General features: G+C 49.4%; 15 protein-coding genes. 6 read left to right on the top strand and 9 right to left on the bottom strand.

Annotated elements, in window-relative coordinates; translation table 11 throughout:
* Nucleotides 1-68 precede the first annotated feature (68 nt).
* Nucleotides 69-2,573, bottom strand: a complete 2,505-nt coding sequence (locus HJG54_RS06280; RefSeq protein WP_316433966.1) for a TonB-dependent siderophore receptor — start codon at nucleotides 2,571-2,573, stop codon at nucleotides 69-71.
* 309 nt (nucleotides 2,574-2,882) lie between these two features.
* Between HJG54_RS06280 and HJG54_RS06275 the strand changes: the two genes are divergently transcribed.
* Together HJG54_RS06275 and HJG54_RS06270 are read left to right on the top strand one after the other, a co-directional pair.
* Nucleotides 2,883-3,170 (top strand): type II toxin-antitoxin system RelE/ParE family toxin, encoded by a 288-nt coding sequence (locus HJG54_RS06275; protein ID WP_316435617.1) that lies wholly within the window; start codon nucleotides 2,883-2,885, stop codon nucleotides 3,168-3,170.
* A gap of 10 nt (nucleotides 3,171-3,180) precedes the next feature.
* The gene (locus tag HJG54_RS06270; protein ID WP_316433965.1) at nucleotides 3,181-3,483 is read left to right on the top strand and encodes a HigA family addiction module antitoxin; all 303 of its coding nucleotides are present in this window, start codon (nucleotides 3,181-3,183) and stop codon (nucleotides 3,481-3,483) included.
* Between the two features lie 7 nt (nucleotides 3,484-3,490).
* Here HJG54_RS06270 and HJG54_RS06265 read toward each other — a convergent pair whose 3' ends face one another.
* Entirely contained in the window at nucleotides 3,491-4,492 is a 1,002-nt protein-coding gene (locus tag HJG54_RS06265; RefSeq protein ID WP_316433964.1) for a helix-turn-helix transcriptional regulator, read from the bottom strand.
* A 204-nt stretch (nucleotides 4,493-4,696) separates the two neighbouring features.
* Here HJG54_RS06265 and HJG54_RS06260 point away from each other — a divergent pair, with 204 nt between their 5' ends.
* On the top strand, nucleotides 4,697-4,918 hold the full coding sequence (locus HJG54_RS06260; RefSeq protein ID WP_316433963.1) for a hypothetical protein: 222 nt from the start codon (nucleotides 4,697-4,699) through the stop codon (nucleotides 4,916-4,918).
* 74 nt (nucleotides 4,919-4,992) lie between these two features.
* Here HJG54_RS06260 and HJG54_RS06255 read toward each other — a convergent pair whose 3' ends face one another.
* Entirely contained in the window at nucleotides 4,993-7,224 is a 2,232-nt protein-coding gene (locus HJG54_RS06255; protein ID WP_316433962.1) for an Eco57I restriction-modification methylase domain-containing protein, read from the bottom strand.
* 51 nt (nucleotides 7,225-7,275) lie between these two features.
* The gene (locus HJG54_RS06250) at nucleotides 7,276-7,959 is read right to left on the bottom strand and encodes an SOS response-associated peptidase (RefSeq protein WP_316433961.1); all 684 of its coding nucleotides are present in this window, start codon (nucleotides 7,957-7,959) and stop codon (nucleotides 7,276-7,278) included.
* Nucleotides 7,960-8,360: 401 nt separating this feature from the next.
* Here HJG54_RS06250 and HJG54_RS06245 point away from each other — a divergent pair, with 401 nt between their 5' ends.
* The 3 genes from HJG54_RS06245 (at nucleotide 8,361) to cysE (ending at nucleotide 11,417) form a co-directional block, all read left to right on the top strand.
* Complete coding sequence (locus tag HJG54_RS06245) at nucleotides 8,361-9,848, top strand: ABC transporter substrate-binding protein (RefSeq protein WP_316433960.1); 1,488 nt, start codon at nucleotides 8,361-8,363, stop codon at nucleotides 9,846-9,848.
* Between the two features lie 233 nt (nucleotides 9,849-10,081).
* Nucleotides 10,082-10,423: a resolvase gene (locus HJG54_RS06240; RefSeq protein WP_316433959.1), complete on the top strand. Its 342-nt coding sequence runs from the start codon at nucleotides 10,082-10,084 to the stop codon at nucleotides 10,421-10,423.
* A gap of 205 nt (nucleotides 10,424-10,628) precedes the next feature.
* Nucleotides 10,629-11,417: a serine O-acetyltransferase gene (gene cysE / locus HJG54_RS06235; RefSeq protein WP_420717339.1), complete on the top strand. Its 789-nt coding sequence runs from the start codon at nucleotides 10,629-10,631 to the stop codon at nucleotides 11,415-11,417.
* Here the strand turns inward: cysE and HJG54_RS06230 are convergent.
* The 5 genes from HJG54_RS06230 to HJG54_RS06210 all read right to left on the bottom strand — a co-directional run bounded on the left by HJG54_RS06230 (nucleotide 11,414) and on the right by HJG54_RS06210 (nucleotide 15,055).
* Nucleotides 11,414-11,596 (bottom strand): hypothetical protein, encoded by a 183-nt coding sequence (locus tag HJG54_RS06230; protein ID WP_316433958.1) that lies wholly within the window; start codon nucleotides 11,594-11,596, stop codon nucleotides 11,414-11,416. The two genes, cysE and HJG54_RS06230, sit on opposite strands and share 4 nt — an antisense overlap.
* Nucleotides 11,596-12,177, bottom strand: a complete 582-nt coding sequence (locus tag HJG54_RS06225; protein ID WP_316433957.1) for an Npun_F5749 family FMN-dependent PPOX-type flavoprotein — start codon at nucleotides 12,175-12,177, stop codon at nucleotides 11,596-11,598. The genes HJG54_RS06230 and HJG54_RS06225 overlap by 1 nt, the downstream gene beginning before the upstream one ends.
* A gap of 50 nt (nucleotides 12,178-12,227) precedes the next feature.
* Nucleotides 12,228-13,547 carry an adenosylmethionine--8-amino-7-oxononanoate transaminase gene (gene bioA / locus HJG54_RS06220; protein ID WP_316433956.1) on the bottom strand — a complete coding sequence of 440 codons (1,320 nt, stop codon included), beginning with the start codon at nucleotides 13,545-13,547 and terminating at the stop codon, nucleotides 12,228-12,230.
* A gap of 15 nt (nucleotides 13,548-13,562) precedes the next feature.
* Nucleotides 13,563-14,177, bottom strand: coding sequence for a dethiobiotin synthase (gene bioD / locus HJG54_RS06215; RefSeq protein ID WP_316433955.1), 615 nt, complete (start codon nucleotides 14,175-14,177; stop codon nucleotides 13,563-13,565).
* 185 nt (nucleotides 14,178-14,362) lie between these two features.
* On the bottom strand, nucleotides 14,363-15,055 hold the full coding sequence (locus HJG54_RS06210) for a carbonic anhydrase (RefSeq protein ID WP_316433954.1): 693 nt from the start codon (nucleotides 15,053-15,055) through the stop codon (nucleotides 14,363-14,365).
* Between the last annotated feature and the right edge of the window lies 1 nt (nucleotide 15,056).

The following is a 15,056-nucleotide window of genomic DNA, read 5'->3' as shown; positions in this document are numbered from 1 at the left end:
GGTTGAGATTCCCAAGAGAAGCCAGTCAGCAAAGTGACGAAACGAAATCCTCATGGCTATTCAGCGTTTTAAAACTGCCAAGAAACTGTTCCTTGAACCGTGAAAGGTTCACCTGCATAAACTAAGGTGTCAGAACCACGCCCTAAATAGTATTCCACATCAAACAGATTGCGGAAATTCACAGCAGCACGAAATCGATCGCGTTCATAAAAGATGGCGGCATCGGTGCGGAAGAAACTGGGCAGTTCAATTGTATTAGCCAGGTTTGCTTGTGTCTCCCCAACGTAGTTAAAACCTAATCCAAACCCTAGCCCTTGAAAAGTACCTTGCTGAATTCGATAAGTTGTCCATAGGTTAAAGGAGTGTTCGGGAGCACCAAACAAGCGGTTGCCAACTGGAATTGTGTTATCTTCTGTGACTCTGGCATCATTGTAGGCATATCCTCCAATAATGTTCCATCCTGGTAAAATTTCACCACTAATATCTAACTCAATTCCCTGACTTTTTTGCTCTCCAGTCTGAACTGAAAATCTAGAATCGTCTGGATCGGTTGTTGTTACGTTAGTGCGAGTCAAATCATAGAAAGCAAGGTTTGCGGAGAGTTGACCATTGATGTCAGCCCTGATCCCGATTTCATATTGCGTTCCACGCCCCGGTTCAAATGCTTCTCCGCTAGCGGATGTGCCAATAGTTGGTGTAAACGATCGAGCATAACTGGCATAAAGAGAAATCGGTGGAATCGGTTGATAAACAATCCCCACTCGTGGACTAAATGCAGTGTCTGATTGGCTTGTTTCCACATTGTCGATCGGGTTATCTTTTCGTTCTTCAAATATATCGATGCGCCCGCCCAACAGAAGTTTTAGATTCTCTGTTAATGTAATTTGATCTTGGAGATAAATACCAAGCGCATCTCTAGTTGTAGACTCAATAAAATTACTATTGCCAGTTAAAACAACAGTTTGATCGAAAACTGGATCGAAAATATCTATTGGTTCTGCTGCTGCATCTTCAACATCGAAGGTCGTTGTACTGCGACTCAAACTAAAGCCAAATAGCAGCCGATGATCAATAGTGCCAGTTTGGAAGCTGCCTAGCAAGTCAGTGTTTAGGTAGTAGTTACTTGACTCGATATCACCAGTAGTGCCAAAGCGCTCAAGTGTACGGTTATCGTCGGCTAGACCATCAACTAGGATGGTTGCTGAGTCTGCGCTGTCAGCATAAAACGAATAGAGAAATGCGTTACGCAATTCCCAGTTATCACTGAATCGATGCTCAAGACGATATCCAACCCTGCCATTAACAACCGAGATATCTTCTTGTGGTCCTGTTCCGTTAAAACTGCGGTTGAGTTCTCCATTTGGGCTAGCTATCACAGTTCCAACGGCTGGCAACCCATTGTATGCTCCGTTTCTTCTTAGGTGGTAAAAATCGCCTTCCACAACAAGATCTGTTCTTGATCCCAGGCTAAAGCTCAAACTAGGAGCAATAGAAAATGTTTGAGTTTCATTAAAATCAACAAATGTCTCGTTGCTCTGGTAAGCAGCAATCAGGCGATAGAGAACTGTTTCGGAATCATTTAAAGGCCCAGAAAAATCAAGTACTCCCTGATAATTGTTAAAGCTGCCAACGATCGCACTCACTTCATAAAAGGGATTCGGTAAAGGTTGCCGAGTCACAAAGTTAACAGTAGCCCCCAGACTTGAACCGCTATCGCCATATAAAGCGGAAGCTGGCCCCTTTAAAACCTCTAACCGCTCTAAATTGACAAAACCTGCATCTTGAGCAATCGTTGGGTCGGGGATGCCATTGACAAGAAAACCTGAGTAGAGTTCAAAGCCTCGGGCTGTAAAATACTGTCTAGTCGAAACAGAACTAGTAATTGCGGCTATACCGCTGACGTTTTCTAATCCGTCTCTGATGCTTCTGGCTTGACGATCTTCTAGTACCTGTTGCGGCACAACCTGAACCGACTGAGGGATATCGCGCAATGGCGTATCGGTTCTGGTTCCTACAGAAGCATTTGATGGGTTATAGCCTTCATCCTGCGCTCCCGTCACCACCACTTGAATCGCATCTTCCTCTGCAACTGCGCTAGCATCTCCCAGCGTCACGGCTAGCACTAACCCTTGCTCCTCAGCACTGATTTCGGCAGACGGTGGTGCATCGGTTCCGGTGATGGCAACGCGGACTCGATTGCCTGGTAAACTCGTCACACTCACCAGCGCAATGCCCTCAAGCGGGTTTGCCTGAGAAAATTCCTCTGCGATCGTGGCATTGGGAATATCTGCAATTAGGGCATTGCCTACCGATCGGGTTTCCGGCACGTCCAGCAAGCCATTGTCTGTTTCCAGGATCACTCGCAATCCCGTTTCTGTCGCTTCGAGTTGCACAGCAGTAATTTGCACGAGCGAGGCTTCAATTTGGGCGATCCAATCTGCGACAGTTATGGCAGGTTGGTCAAGATCGGAGAGCAGTGGTGAGGCGATGGGGTGGATGGGTAGTAGCCTGCTGCGGAGCAGTGGGACAGATGGGGTGGTAGATTGCTCAGACTCATCCACGCTCCCACTCATCCTCTCTCCAACGCTCCCATCCTCCCGGGTTTCTACCCCAGTTCCTGTTTCCTCTGCCCACGCACAGGGAGCGATTAACATTGAAAGCAGACCTGCCAAAACGATCATGCTATGCAGCCGCACCATCACACTCCCACCTAATTGATAACTATTTTCAAGAAGATATCGGTTTGGTGGGGCAGAGTGAAGCGATTTTGTTCGCTAACGGGAATATTTTTGTTCGCTAACCGGAGTTTTTGTGCTGAGTATCCATTGGTTTGGTATCATAGTAGCCGTGATACTGGGATACCATGGTTGTTTCGTTTAAAGATGAGGCAACAGAGGATATTTTCAATGGTGTGGCTTCATGGTGTGGCTTCCAAGAAAGCACTCAGGGCTTGCCCCCAATTTTTGTGGGCTAATGCTAGACGAAAATTAGATCAACTTAATTTTGCAACAACTCTTGATGACTTACGAGTTCCTCCAGGTAATCCGTTAGAACCTCTGAAGGGCGATCGTGAAGGTCAGCTTAGCATCAGGATCAACCAGCAATATCGAATCTGTTTTATCTGGATGCCGGAAGGTGCTACCGAAGTAGAGATAGTAGACTATCACTGAGGAGATCACTATGATACGCATTCCCACCCATCGTCCCCCAACTCATCCCGGAGAAATGCTATTAGAAGAATTCTTAAAGCCAATGGGAATCACCCAAAGGCAACTTGCAGAAGCAATCCATGTTCCCTATCAACGGATCAATGAAATCATCAACGGTCGTAGAGGTATCACGCCTAGCACTGCCTTAAGATTAGCCAGATATTTTAAGATGTCGCCAGATTTTTGGTTGAATAATCAACAAGGGTGGGATTTGTACCATGCTCAGTTGGCTGAGGCTGAAGCATTAGAACGCATTCAACCGATCAATCGATAGCAACAGGCTAGATTTGCCTCCCACCTGTTCTACACTGCATCTGGTACGTTTTGGGAGTGATGCCAAACTTTTTGCGAAAGGCAATGGAAAAATAGCTACGGCTCTCAAACCCGATCGCCGCTGCCACCTCTTCTACCTTCATCTCACCCGACATCAGCAATTGGCTAGCTTGTTCCATGCGATAGTCGTGCAAATAGCCAAACACCGTTTTGCCAAACACCTGCTTGAACCCACATTTGAGCGAATAATCATTCAAGCCTACCTGCCGCGCTAACTCCATTAACGACGGTGGCTGATGCAAGTTTTGCATCAAAATCTCACGGGCACGATGAATCCGATCGACACAATCGGACTTCAAACTTAGAAGTGGTTGCCGTCCCTGCTGCACCTCGCGCTCTTCCTCCAACACTAATGCCGCCACCTCCAACGCCTTGCCTTCCAAATACATGCGTTTGTGCAACCCCAGATAGGGACAGCGAATAATTTGCCAGAGAATGCCCTGCATTGCAGGTGAGATAGTGCCTACACGAGTGTAGTGTGTCTGATCCGCTGGCTGAATTAAATGCTGGAACTCCAATGGCAATTCGCCGCCCTGACCGATGAATGAAACAAAACTCTCTGGCTCCATGTCAACGATCACTTCCAAGGCAGGATATCGGTCTGGACTAATCAAGGTGTGTTTGGGTGCTAAACCGCTACCATAGAGCGCATATTCCAAATTGCTCACCTCTGTGCAAGCATCTTGGTGCTCCCCTGACAAATGGAAATGAAACGATATGGCTCCCTCTTGGTCTGGCAACGTCGTTTCACAGCGATCGCACAACCGAAAATCAAGAATTTGCAATCTCAACCCCTGCCGCAGTTCAACTTCCCTGGTATAACCCGTTGCAAACCAAGCGGGCTGTTGAAGTAACAGATCCATGCCATCGGCTGAGTCAGGATATTGAGCTTGAGCATAAAGCGCCTGCTCAAAATCAGTGTAGCTTTGCTGGGACAGGGAAATCGTCATATGAACAGCAGGATATTGGTTTGCTGAAGAAAAAAGCGATGATTCTGCTCCTAGAATGCGTGCTCTTCTCATCTCACTCTGAAGGGTAGCACCAATGACTCTCTATTGCGAACCATGGCAATAAAATCAAGACGATTCCTCCACACCCCACCGTTCGGCTGAGCCGCTCACAGCGAAGCCCCTCCACCCCTCCACTTCCAATCTATGCACGGCTGGGCGTGCCCGAAATCTGGTGTTACGACAGCGCATCGCCTCAGTACGGTGCCGTCTGCCGATCAAATTCTGGTGTTGGATCAGGGACAGATTGTGCAGCAGGGAACACATGACAGCTTAATCAACCAGGATGGTATGTATCGCCAGTTTTGGCATTCGCGGCAGCAGGCGAAGACTTGGAAACTTGGATCTAATCGGGTAATGTTCAGCTAGGTGATGGTTTGGCTATGTAGATTGGCAGGATTGTACTTTATTGTGGTGCATTGGCCGGCAACTGGTTATAACTGCTAGCATAGATACTCACATTCATCGAGTGCGGAAATTTCTGCGGCAGATAGCTGATAAATTTGGTTGACTAAAGAATCAATTTCAGTATCAATTGCCCCTGACTCAAATTGCAGCTTTGTTCGTGAGTTAACCTGGTTTAGAGAAGCGCAATCTAATTTATGGCGAGTGTCCACTAACTCAATCACTTGATTGTACGGTTGCAATTGATCAGGACGTTCTAGATCGGGTAGAACTATGGGTAACTCTCTAATTTGTGGTGGCCCGATGCGAAAATAATCACCCTGGAGACGATTGCCGCTAAAGCGAGTCTGCAAATAGAAGCTGAGCAGCCGGCTGTTCAGTAAGCCCAGCAGGTAGCGCAGATCGACGGTCATAGTTGCGCCTTGAGACGGCATCGGTTGGGGCAGAATTACAACGGTTGATTTGCCAGCCAAAATCCTACCCCGTTCGTCCAGAGCACATTCCAATCGCCGAGACATTCCCGCCACGATAATTTTGCTCTGCTGCGCCTGAATTAACCGCTTGGGCGGCAGATGGACGAGATTAACGGCGGCAATCATCGGATATCGATACACTTTGCCCAAATACCGTACTGGTTTTTGCCCCCACAAAATCCGATACCGATCAATCGTGCCGCTGTTGACAAACTGCAAATCAGCTTCGGTTGGACTAGGGGTGTCTTGAATTTGCGATTGCAGCTCATAGGCTTCAGCAACGGTTGCGGCTCCGCTGACTTGGGCCACATCTCTCAGCTTGGGCAATTGATCGAGCCGCTGCATTAACTTGATCTGGACTTGCACCCCAATCGACCAGGGTTGGGTAGTTTTGTCCATCCAGGAATGCAGATCTAGCGTATGGGAATGGGCAACCTGTTCAATGCTGGCCATCTGCTCGTAGATTGGTGCAGCAGTTATCTGATTGACTGATTGAGTAACTGTTTGATTAACCGAACCAGGAACATACTTTTGAGCTAAATAGACAATTGGATAAACTGAGGCATCAAAAATAGGAACACGAGAGTAATCACGCAGTGATATTAATTGCGTCTTTTGCAACAAGAGCGAACGAGCAGCACCAGCATACTGAGCCGAGAAGAGCTTGTTGGGCACTAGTAAACTGGTAATGCCGCCGTACCGACAGAGCTGCAGCGCTTTTTCAATGAAGATACAAAACAGATCCCAGTTGCCTGTAGCGGTTTGATAATGGGTCGTACAATAGGACCGCCAATCTGGTAAGTATAACGTCATGGATTCGGCATCTACATAGGGCGGATTGCCCAGCACAATGTCAAAACCGCCTGCTCTCCAAGCCTCAGAAAAGAAGGTCTGCCAGTCAAAGGATGCAAGTGACTCTGGAGCGTTTTCGGTACGATCTAGACTGCTCAAGGCATTACCGCAGTGAATTTTAATTTGGGAAATGTCAAAAAAATTAGCTCCATGATAGCTGCTACCCTCATAGAGCTTTAACCAGAGGGATAATCGTGCAATCGCAACCGCCTGAGCATCAATATCAACTCCATGCAGACAATTCAATACACGCTGACGCTGAGCAAAAGATAGCTGGAATGGATGTAAAAATTGACCTGTGCAATCAAGCTGATGCTCAAGTAAATACTGATACGCCTCAATCAAAAACGCACCGCCGCCGCAGGCTGGATCTAGGATTTGAGGCAACGGTAAACCCGTTTGATCAATTGTACTTTGCACCATGTACTGCACAATTGGTTTGGGTGTATAGTAAATGCCGCCGGATTTACGCCAAGAGAACTGTTTTTTCTGACTGTAGACCGGTTGTGGCTCAGAGGCGACCCGGACGGTCTCGTATACCTGCCCCAAAATCGCTACCGACAGTTTTGCATCACTGGAATCGTATAAATTATAAAGCATTTCCTGCAGCAGCGAATCAGAGAGAACAAGGGGCAACGGTAGGGCAAACATGGTTAGGTTGTCACCCCAACGCAGATAGCAGGATTGCCAAAGCTGGATTAATTGTAGATAAGAATTAGATTGACTTTGTAATGCCTTGAGTGTGCCAGGCCGAATAATCTGTCGAGCTTCACAAAGATAAAGGCAGAGGATAGCGACAATAATATTAAATCCAGTCTGATTGATGACAGCAGGAGAATACTCAAAATAGCGACGGGTCAAGTCATTGGCGATCAATTTTTGCCATTCAGCAGCCAACTGCAAAATCGATTTTTCTAACTCTAGGCTGGAACGATCAACAACCACGCTCGCAATCCGTTCAGTAATATGGGTCAGTCTTATCGATCATCGTTTTCCTCAATCCACTGAGGCTTGCTCTAGCGGAGCAATACAATCTGGACTGTCATTCTGGGGACTATTGACTCTGGTGCTGACCGGATAGGCGTGCATCTCTGCATCGGGATAGGGACGCAACAAGGAATGCAGCCGCTCGCTGGTCTGAATTGTTGGATCAAGCCACAGATCATAATCTTGGGGATGCAAAATCACAGGCATGCGATCATGCACCGGACGCATTAATTCATTCGCTGCAGTGGTCAGAATCGTGCAGGATTGAATCTCGTCACCTTCCGGGCTGTGCCAGTGTTCCCACAAACCGGCAAAGCCGAAAATTTGGTGATCTTTGAGCTGAAAATAGTAGGGTTGCTTCTTTGAGCCAAGTTTCTGCCATTCGTAGAAGCCATCCGCCACAATCAGACAACGCCGCCGCTTAAAGGCTGTCCGAAACGAAGGCTTTTCGGTCACGGTTTCTGCCCGCGCATTGATCATGCGAGCACCGATAGTCGGATCTTTAGACCAGGACGGAATTAGACCCCAATAGAGGTAATCAAACTCCCGTCCGCTGGTTTTGCTGGCCCGAATCGTCGGCACAGGTTGGGTCGGAGCAATGTTATAACCCGGCACAAATCTGGGCACCTCATCCAGATCAAAGGCTTCCGCAATCGCTTCGGCAGATTGAGTCAGGGTAAATCGTCCACACATAACTGCGCCCTCATCCCGTTCTTCTTTATATTAACGATCGTTTGATCAGGTAACCTCTGTAGCGAGCTAGAATTTAACTGTTTTTCTGAATCGCTGATTTTCTAGATCGCTGATTGCTTCCTTGTTCGATGCATATCTGCTGGAGCAACTGAGTCTATAGGTTTATCGGAGGAGTAGCTCTTAGTCATACCGTGCTTACAGAGTGACTAGGTCTATGGGATTTAGTCAGCTTCTCTAGGCTTATGGAAGCTAAGAAAACCGTCGGGCAGGCATCTTACAGCGGGTGAGCTGCCCGGACTACGGAATCACTGAATTAATGTTTTAACCCCCATTAGCCTTGATACGAATTGTCCATGTCGTATTTGGGCCTTTGCCAATTTTGTAATGCTCTAGGAAGAGATATGTCTTCTAGGAATTCTAGAGAGAGCTTTCTATTAGCGATTTCATTGCTGATTACAGTAGGAATTCTCGGTATTTTATGGTTTTGGCTTTCTCCACGTCTGACTTCACAGGTTGCTCAACTAGAAGGAGAACAGTCTTCTGCGTCATCATCTCTGAATGTAGCCCTGGCAAATCGCTTTAGCCTGGGAGAGCGGCAGTTAATCAACGATGTTGACACATTAGCCAAACGAGAGGGAATCGCCGCCTTTGCCGCCGCAGAGTATCAAATGGCCGTGCAATGGTTTGAGGAATCATTGCAACTTAAGCCGAATGATCCCGAAACGTTGATCTATCTCAACAATGCTCGACTGCGAGCGGCCCAACGCCCAACCTATAGGATTGCCACTAGCGTCCCAATTGGCAAAGCCGTCAACGTGGCCCAGGAAATTTTGCGGGGGGTGGCCCAGGCCCAGGATGAAATTAACCGCAGCGGTGGTATTAACAATGTCGGCTTAGAAGTTGAAATTATTGATGATAGTAACGATCCGAATCTGACCCGGCAGATTGCTACCGTTTTGGTTAACGATCAAGATGTTCTAGCAGTTGTGGGACACAATACTAGCGATGCGTCGCTAGGAGCCGCTCCTATCTACCAAGAACATGGCTTGGTGATGATTTCTCCTACCACCTTCAATCCAGCCGTCGCCAAGGTGGGGAATTATATTTTCCGCGCCGTTCCAACTGCTCAATCGATAGCCGCTGCTTTGGTTGAGCATCTAACGGAACAGCTATCCGAACAATTGTCTCAGCCTGCGAAGATGCTGATTTGCTACGATGCCACTGCCCCAGATAATGCTGTATTCAGAGATGCATTCGTTGATACATTGACGGCCAATGGCGGTGAAGTGGTTAAGGTAACAAACAAGCAGGGCGATGATCTGTGCAATTTTGCCTCCCGTGCCTTTGATCCAGAACAAGCGATTGCCAGAGCGATTGAGCAAGGCGCAAACAGTCTGTATTTGGGGCCGAGTATCAACAATCTTGCTCCCGCGATCGAGGTGGCACGCGCCAATGACGGGCAGCTCGCGTTATTCGGCAGTCCATCGCTATACACGCAGAAAATTACTCAGGATGGACAGCAAGCCGTAGAGGGCTTAGTGCTGGTTGCTCCCTGGAGTCCAGATGCCTATCCTGACTTTGCTCAACGCGCCCAGAGGCTTTGGCGAGCGACTGTCAATTGGCGCACCGCTACAGCTTACGATGCTACCCGTGCCGTGATTGCCGGGTTGCAACAGGGCAAGACCCGCCGCGAATTACAACGAGCATTGCAAAATCCTGACTTTTCAACCTCAGGAGCGGGAGACTCAGTGCGATTTCTAGATACCCGCGATCGCCGTCTGACGCCTGTGTTGATTCAAGTTCAATCGAACAGCTCAGGCGAATATCGCTTTAGATCTGCTCCTGTTAGATCTGCTCCTGCTCCCGTACCTCCTGTACAGTCTCCGTAACGAACAGCTTCAGCCCTTGGAAATTTCCCTGACCGAATGGGATAACGAAACACTATTGGCGTTCCTCTGGCAGTTCCTCAAGGCGCAGCCTAAGGGTAAAACTTGTAAGACTTAATTGTGCTATTCATTCTTGAAGTGAGACACAAAAATCCCATCTTAGGACTAAAATAGATCGCTTGTAGCCGATGGCGTTTACCCCTTATAGTCTATCGTTGCCGAACTAGAACCGAGCTATGCCATTTGAAACCAGCCCACCTCAGGGACTAATGACCGTTGAAGCCGTCGAAAAAGCCCTAAATCGCTCCCGTGCCTCGGTCTACCGCTATGCCAACACCAATCCAGAGATCCTCAATCCACCTTATGATCCCCGTCGGCTCAATCCAGAACTGCGGGTCAACAAAGATGATCCCCTACTGTTCCACCCCAACGAAGTAGCCCGATTTGCGCAGGATGTTTTGGGGATCAAACAGGTCACGATTGAAGTGCAACAACCCCCAGAAACCGTCACCCACGAACTGCTGCAAGCCATCCTGGCCGAACTAAAAAGCATCCACCAAACCCTAAAACAACAATAAAAGTCAAACAACCCCACTCCCCTCGTTCGGCGAGGCTCACGAGCCGCATCTCCCCACTCCCTCGTTCGGCGAGGCTCACGAGCCGCATCTCCCCACTCCTACAAATATTTCAACCCTCACGATTTTCTGATTTGCCTTTCAGCTTCTTCTCAGCAAAAGTAGACCGAAATGTATTAGCCTGGAAAGTGGTAGTTTTTGTTCTGCGATGGGGCAACAACCTGTGCTGAAATCCGTGCTACAGACTCTCAGAGAAGATTTTCGCATCATCTTTGATCGCGACCCAGCGGCACGCAACTGGCTAGAGGTACTGTTCTGTTATCCTGGCTTGCAGGCTCTGTTGCTGCATCGCTTCGCCCATCAGTTATTTAAGCTGCATCTGCCCTTCATTCCCCGATTGGTTTCCCACATCGCTCGCTTTTTGACGGGGATCGAAATTCACCCTGGTGCCACGATTGGACGCGGCGTGTTCATCGACCACGGCATGGGAGTGGTGATCGGAGAAACGGCGATAGTAGGGAACTATGCCCTGATCTATCAAGGGGTAACGTTAGGCGGTACGGGTAAGGAAAGCGGCAAACGCCACCCGACGCTGGGCGAAAATGTGGTGGTTGGAGCCGGGGCCAAAGTGTTGGGCAATCTGCTGATTGGCGATAATGTCCGGATTGGCGCGGGTTCGGTGGTGCTGCGCGATGTGCCGGCAAACTGTACCGTGGTTGGCATTCCAGGCCGAATTGTTTACCGAGCTGGCGAACGGGTCGATCCTCTCGATCACGGTCAACTGCCAGACTCGGAAGCTCAGGTGATCCGAGCCTTGCTAGACCGCATCGAAGCTTTAGAACAACAGGTACAAGAATTGCAACGCACTACTAGCCCTATAGCACTTCCGGTTGGGGTCGCTGTTGGTGAACTGCCAGCACAGAGTCATGCAGTACATGACCGCTGCCGAATTGATGACAAGGTGATCGAGCAATTTTTGGACGGAGCTGGGATCTAGGAATCGGCAGGACTGGGCGGCATAGTGGTCTGCAACTGCTGAATTTGCTCAATCGCCAGCCCGGTAGCTCGTGCGATCACTTCCGGCGATACTCCTTCACGCAGCAAATTCAGTGTCAAAATTCGCCGCTCTTCTTCACGTCCTTGCTGAAGTCCCTTTTCTATTACCGATAACTGCATTAGGGATTAATCGCCTCGATCTGCCAAGTTTGTTGTTCTGGATTATAGATGTAAAGATTGCGGTTTTGGGGATCGCCGCGTAGCTCTAAATGATCCACCTGCACCGGATCGAGCAGCAGCAAACAGAAATTCGGCAACGGTTGGATCGGGTCGGGTGGGGGTGGGTGAAAGGCACTGGTTTCGGCACGCGGTTGTTTAGGAGCGGCCCAGGCAAACTGAAGTCGAGCGGCAGCCGAGAGGTCCTGCCACTGGCTTTGACGCGCTTTCAGCCATGATTCCGGCCCATTCGCGCCAACCGCCCTTAACTGCCCCAACAGACGAAACTGCTCGCGGCTTTTGGGAAAATACCAGCAAACTTCGGTCCAGGGCTGCTTAGCAACCTGCTCGATTTTTTCGCTGCGATCGTCGGTAATAAACTTGAGCTGGTTTGTAGAGTCGAGAAAGCCCCGAAACACCACCGTGCGATTGGCAGGACGACCATCAGTGCGAACGGTTGCCAACTGCACATAGCGGGCATAGATCAGCGAACGATTGAGATGCAGGGCACGGGCTAGGGGAGAACGCCAGGGAGCAAGGGCCATGGATGGGTGGATGAGTAGATGGGTAGATGGGTGGATGAGAAGTTTTTACTTCAGAGGGTTTTCAGAATTGCGGCAATGGTTTCGTATACTTGCGTCAGTTCATCATCGGTAATGCAATAGGGCGGCATCAGGTATAGCACATTACCGAGCGGACGCAGCAGCACACCTCGGTCTAGTGCCTGTTGGCGCAGTTGCGGTCCGACTGGATTGAGGTAGCTGGTCTCGGCGTCGGTGACAATGTCCATCGCGGCGATGGTGCCCGTCACCCGCAGGTTCTCTAGTTTGGGATGGGTTGCTAGAGCGGCCAAATGCTGCCAATGTTTAGTTTCCATGCCTTTGAACCGCGACTCGTTTTCCTGCATCAGCTTCAGGGAGGCCAGTCCTGCCGCACATCCGAGGGGATTAGCCGTGTAGCTATGGCCGTGGTATAGCGTCTTGAGCGGATCGTCACTGTAGAATGCCTGGTAGATTGTTTCGGTGCAAATGGTCACAGCGAGGGGCAGAAAGCCACCAGTAATCCCTTTAGATAAACAAATAATATCTGGCTGAACGTTAGCTTTAACACAGGCAAACCAATCGCCGGTACGGCCAAATCCAGTCATCACTTCGTCAAAGATTAACAGAGTATTGAACTGATTGGCGATTTGGCGTAAACGTTGAAGGAATTCTGGCCGGCACATCCGCATTCCGCCAGCTCCCTGCACAAGTGGCTCAATCAAAATACCGGCATAGGGCATCTGCTCCAGTTTGGTTTCCAGCAACTCCAGTACGGCATCTTCCTGAGACTGCACGGCAGGATCGCCCAGATAGGTAGCTGGAAACGGCACACACTCCACCTGAAATAACAGATCAGAGAACACCTGAGAAAACAACGAGCGTGCTCCAACGGCCATTGTGCCAAATGTATCGCCATGATAGGCTCCGGCGAAGGCGATGAACGTGCCGCGCTGCTCAGCTAAATTCGCGCCTAAATTCGCGCCTGGATTTACTCCTAGATTCACTCCTTTGTTCACCCAGTACTGATAGGCCATCTTCAACGCCACTTCTACAGCCGTGGAACCATTATCGGAATAAAAGACCCGATTCAGGCCAGACGGCAAATACTGCAAGAGCTGCTCGGCCAACTGCTCGGCTGGGTCGTGGGTTAATCCAGCAAAAATCACCTGCTCTAGGGTTTTGGCCTGCTGATAGATGGCGGCGGCAATTTGGGGATGGGCATGGCCATGCAGGTTCACCCACCAGCTCGAAATGCAGTCCATGACTCGACGGCCATCCTCTAGCTCTAGCCAAATGCCCTGAGCAGACTTGACCTTGAGCGGTGATGGTGCGGTTTTGGCTTGGGTGTAGGGATACCAGAGATGGGGGTGCATAGGCAATAGAACCGGCTAGAGACGAGCAAATGCCTGTTTGAGTGTATCAGGATTAATGGCTGCTAGGGGTTCTAATTCGCCCAAAATTGGCACCTGACCGTAGTGGGCAATCGCTTCCCGGTTACTGGGATTTTTAGGACCATTCAGAATCACGCCCAGAATCGGCACCTGAGCGCGGCGCAGTTGGGCAATCGAGAGGAGGGTGTGGTTGATTGTGCCTAGTGTGCTGCGAGCCACCAAACACACGGGCAGATCGAGGTGTTGGATTAGATCAATCATGAAATCACGCTGATTCAGTGGCACCATCAGGCCTCCAGCTCCTTCCACAATCAGGTGCGGTTTAGTGGTAATAGGACGCTGAAAATCACTCAGGCCAATTTCAACTCCATCAATGGCGGCTGAAGCATGGGGCGACAGGGGTTCGGTGAGACGAAACCGCTCTGGAATAAAGTGGGAAGCGTCCAACCCGGTGGTTCGGCGCACATACTCGGTGTCGGTGATTGGCTCTAACCCAGACTGCACAGGCTTCCAATAGGCGGCTCCTAGTCCCAGCGTCAACATGGCTGAGACAACAGTTTTTCCGACGTTGGTATCTGTGCCGGCAACAAAAAATTGAGCAGGAAATGGCATAGGGTTGGCTAAGTCAATCGACACACTCACTGTAGCTTTCTCTGTAGCTTGCTCTACAGCTTGCTGGCAGTTAAATCCATCTTCCCATCAGCTATCTGAACTGGCGGTCAAAACCGTGTCTGCACAAATAAAACTCACCTTTGCGGGTAGACACGGCAGGGAAAATGTCATCCATATTATCGCAACTAGGTAATAATCATAACTTTGCCTGTATCTAAATCATAACGTCCGCCAACTATCTTCAATTGACCAGACTGCAACCGCTCCGTTAACAGCGACGATTGCTGCAACTGTTCAATTTGATAGTGAACATTCGCAACAACGGCATTATCAACCAAATTGCCCGGTTTATCCTTCACTCGTTCTACTGCTGGTAGAATTGCCTTTACAAAAGTACCAATTTCGCCGGGAAGTGCCTCGTTCTTCACAGCCGCCGTCACCGCGCCACAGCGTTCATGTCCCAGCACCATCAGCAGCGGCGTTCCCAGCAGCGCCACTGCATACTCGATACTGCCAATTGCGGCAGGGGTAGCGATATTTCCGGCAATCCGCACATCAAAAATATCGCCAATGCCCTGATCAAAGACAATTTCTACCGGCACTCGCGAATCGGCACAGCTCAGAACCGTAGCAAAGGGATGCTGCGCCTGAGCCACTTCCCGCACCCGCAGTTCGGTTTGATCTGGATAGTTAGGGTGGTGTTGGGCAAAGCGCTGGTTGCCATCGAGCAGCTTTTGCAGCGCTTCATCAGGGCTGAGCGAGGACAATTCGGCAGCTTCAGCCTCGGCCTGAAACCAATCATTAGCGGCTGCTAACAGACTGAGTGCACCAATTGCGCCGAGTTTCAAAAAATCGCGACGTTCAATAAAGTGTTTCATT

This window comes from Leptolyngbya sp. NK1-12 (assembly GCF_032598965.1).
Taxonomy (GTDB): domain Bacteria; phylum Cyanobacteriota; class Cyanobacteriia; order Elainellales; family Elainellaceae; genus Elainella.
The sequence above is the reverse complement of the archived record's forward strand: the minus strand, read 5'-3'. Positions and strand labels throughout refer to the sequence as shown.

Excerpts from the sequence above, each read along its gene's own strand:
- cysE (WP_420717339.1), top strand. The coding sequence starts at position 10,629 with ATGGGGCAACAACCTGTGCTGAAATCCGTGCTACAGACTCTCAGAGAA.
- HJG54_RS06280 (WP_316433966.1), bottom strand. The coding sequence starts at position 2,573 with ATGAGTGGGAGCGTGGATGAGTCTGAGCAATCTACCACCCCATCTGTC.
- bioA (WP_316433956.1), bottom strand. The coding sequence starts at position 13,547 with ATGCACCCCCATCTCTGGTATCCCTACACCCAAGCCAAAACCGCACCA.
- HJG54_RS06270 (WP_316433965.1), top strand. The coding sequence starts at position 3,181 with ATGATACGCATTCCCACCCATCGTCCCCCAACTCATCCCGGAGAAATG.
- HJG54_RS06250 (WP_316433961.1), bottom strand. The coding sequence starts at position 7,959 with ATGTGTGGACGATTTACCCTGACTCAATCTGCCGAAGCGATTGCGGAA.
- HJG54_RS06225 (WP_316433957.1), bottom strand. The coding sequence starts at position 12,177 with ATGGCCCTTGCTCCCTGGCGTTCTCCCCTAGCCCGTGCCCTGCATCTC.
- HJG54_RS06275 (WP_316435617.1), top strand. The coding sequence starts at position 2,883 with ATGAGGCAACAGAGGATATTTTCAATGGTGTGGCTTCATGGTGTGGCT.
- HJG54_RS06245 (WP_316433960.1), top strand. The coding sequence starts at position 8,361 with ATGTCTTCTAGGAATTCTAGAGAGAGCTTTCTATTAGCGATTTCATTG.
- HJG54_RS06265 (WP_316433964.1), bottom strand. The coding sequence starts at position 4,492 with ATGACGATTTCCCTGTCCCAGCAAAGCTACACTGATTTTGAGCAGGCG.
- HJG54_RS06210 (WP_316433954.1), bottom strand. The coding sequence starts at position 15,055 with ATGAAACACTTTATTGAACGTCGCGATTTTTTGAAACTCGGCGCAATT.
- HJG54_RS06260 (WP_316433963.1), top strand. The coding sequence starts at position 4,697 with ATGCACGGCTGGGCGTGCCCGAAATCTGGTGTTACGACAGCGCATCGC.
- HJG54_RS06240 (WP_316433959.1), top strand. The coding sequence starts at position 10,082 with ATGCCATTTGAAACCAGCCCACCTCAGGGACTAATGACCGTTGAAGCC.
- HJG54_RS06230 (WP_316433958.1), bottom strand. The coding sequence starts at position 11,596 with ATGCAGTTATCGGTAATAGAAAAGGGACTTCAGCAAGGACGTGAAGAA.
- bioD (WP_316433955.1), bottom strand. The coding sequence starts at position 14,177 with ATGCCATTTCCTGCTCAATTTTTTGTTGCCGGCACAGATACCAACGTC.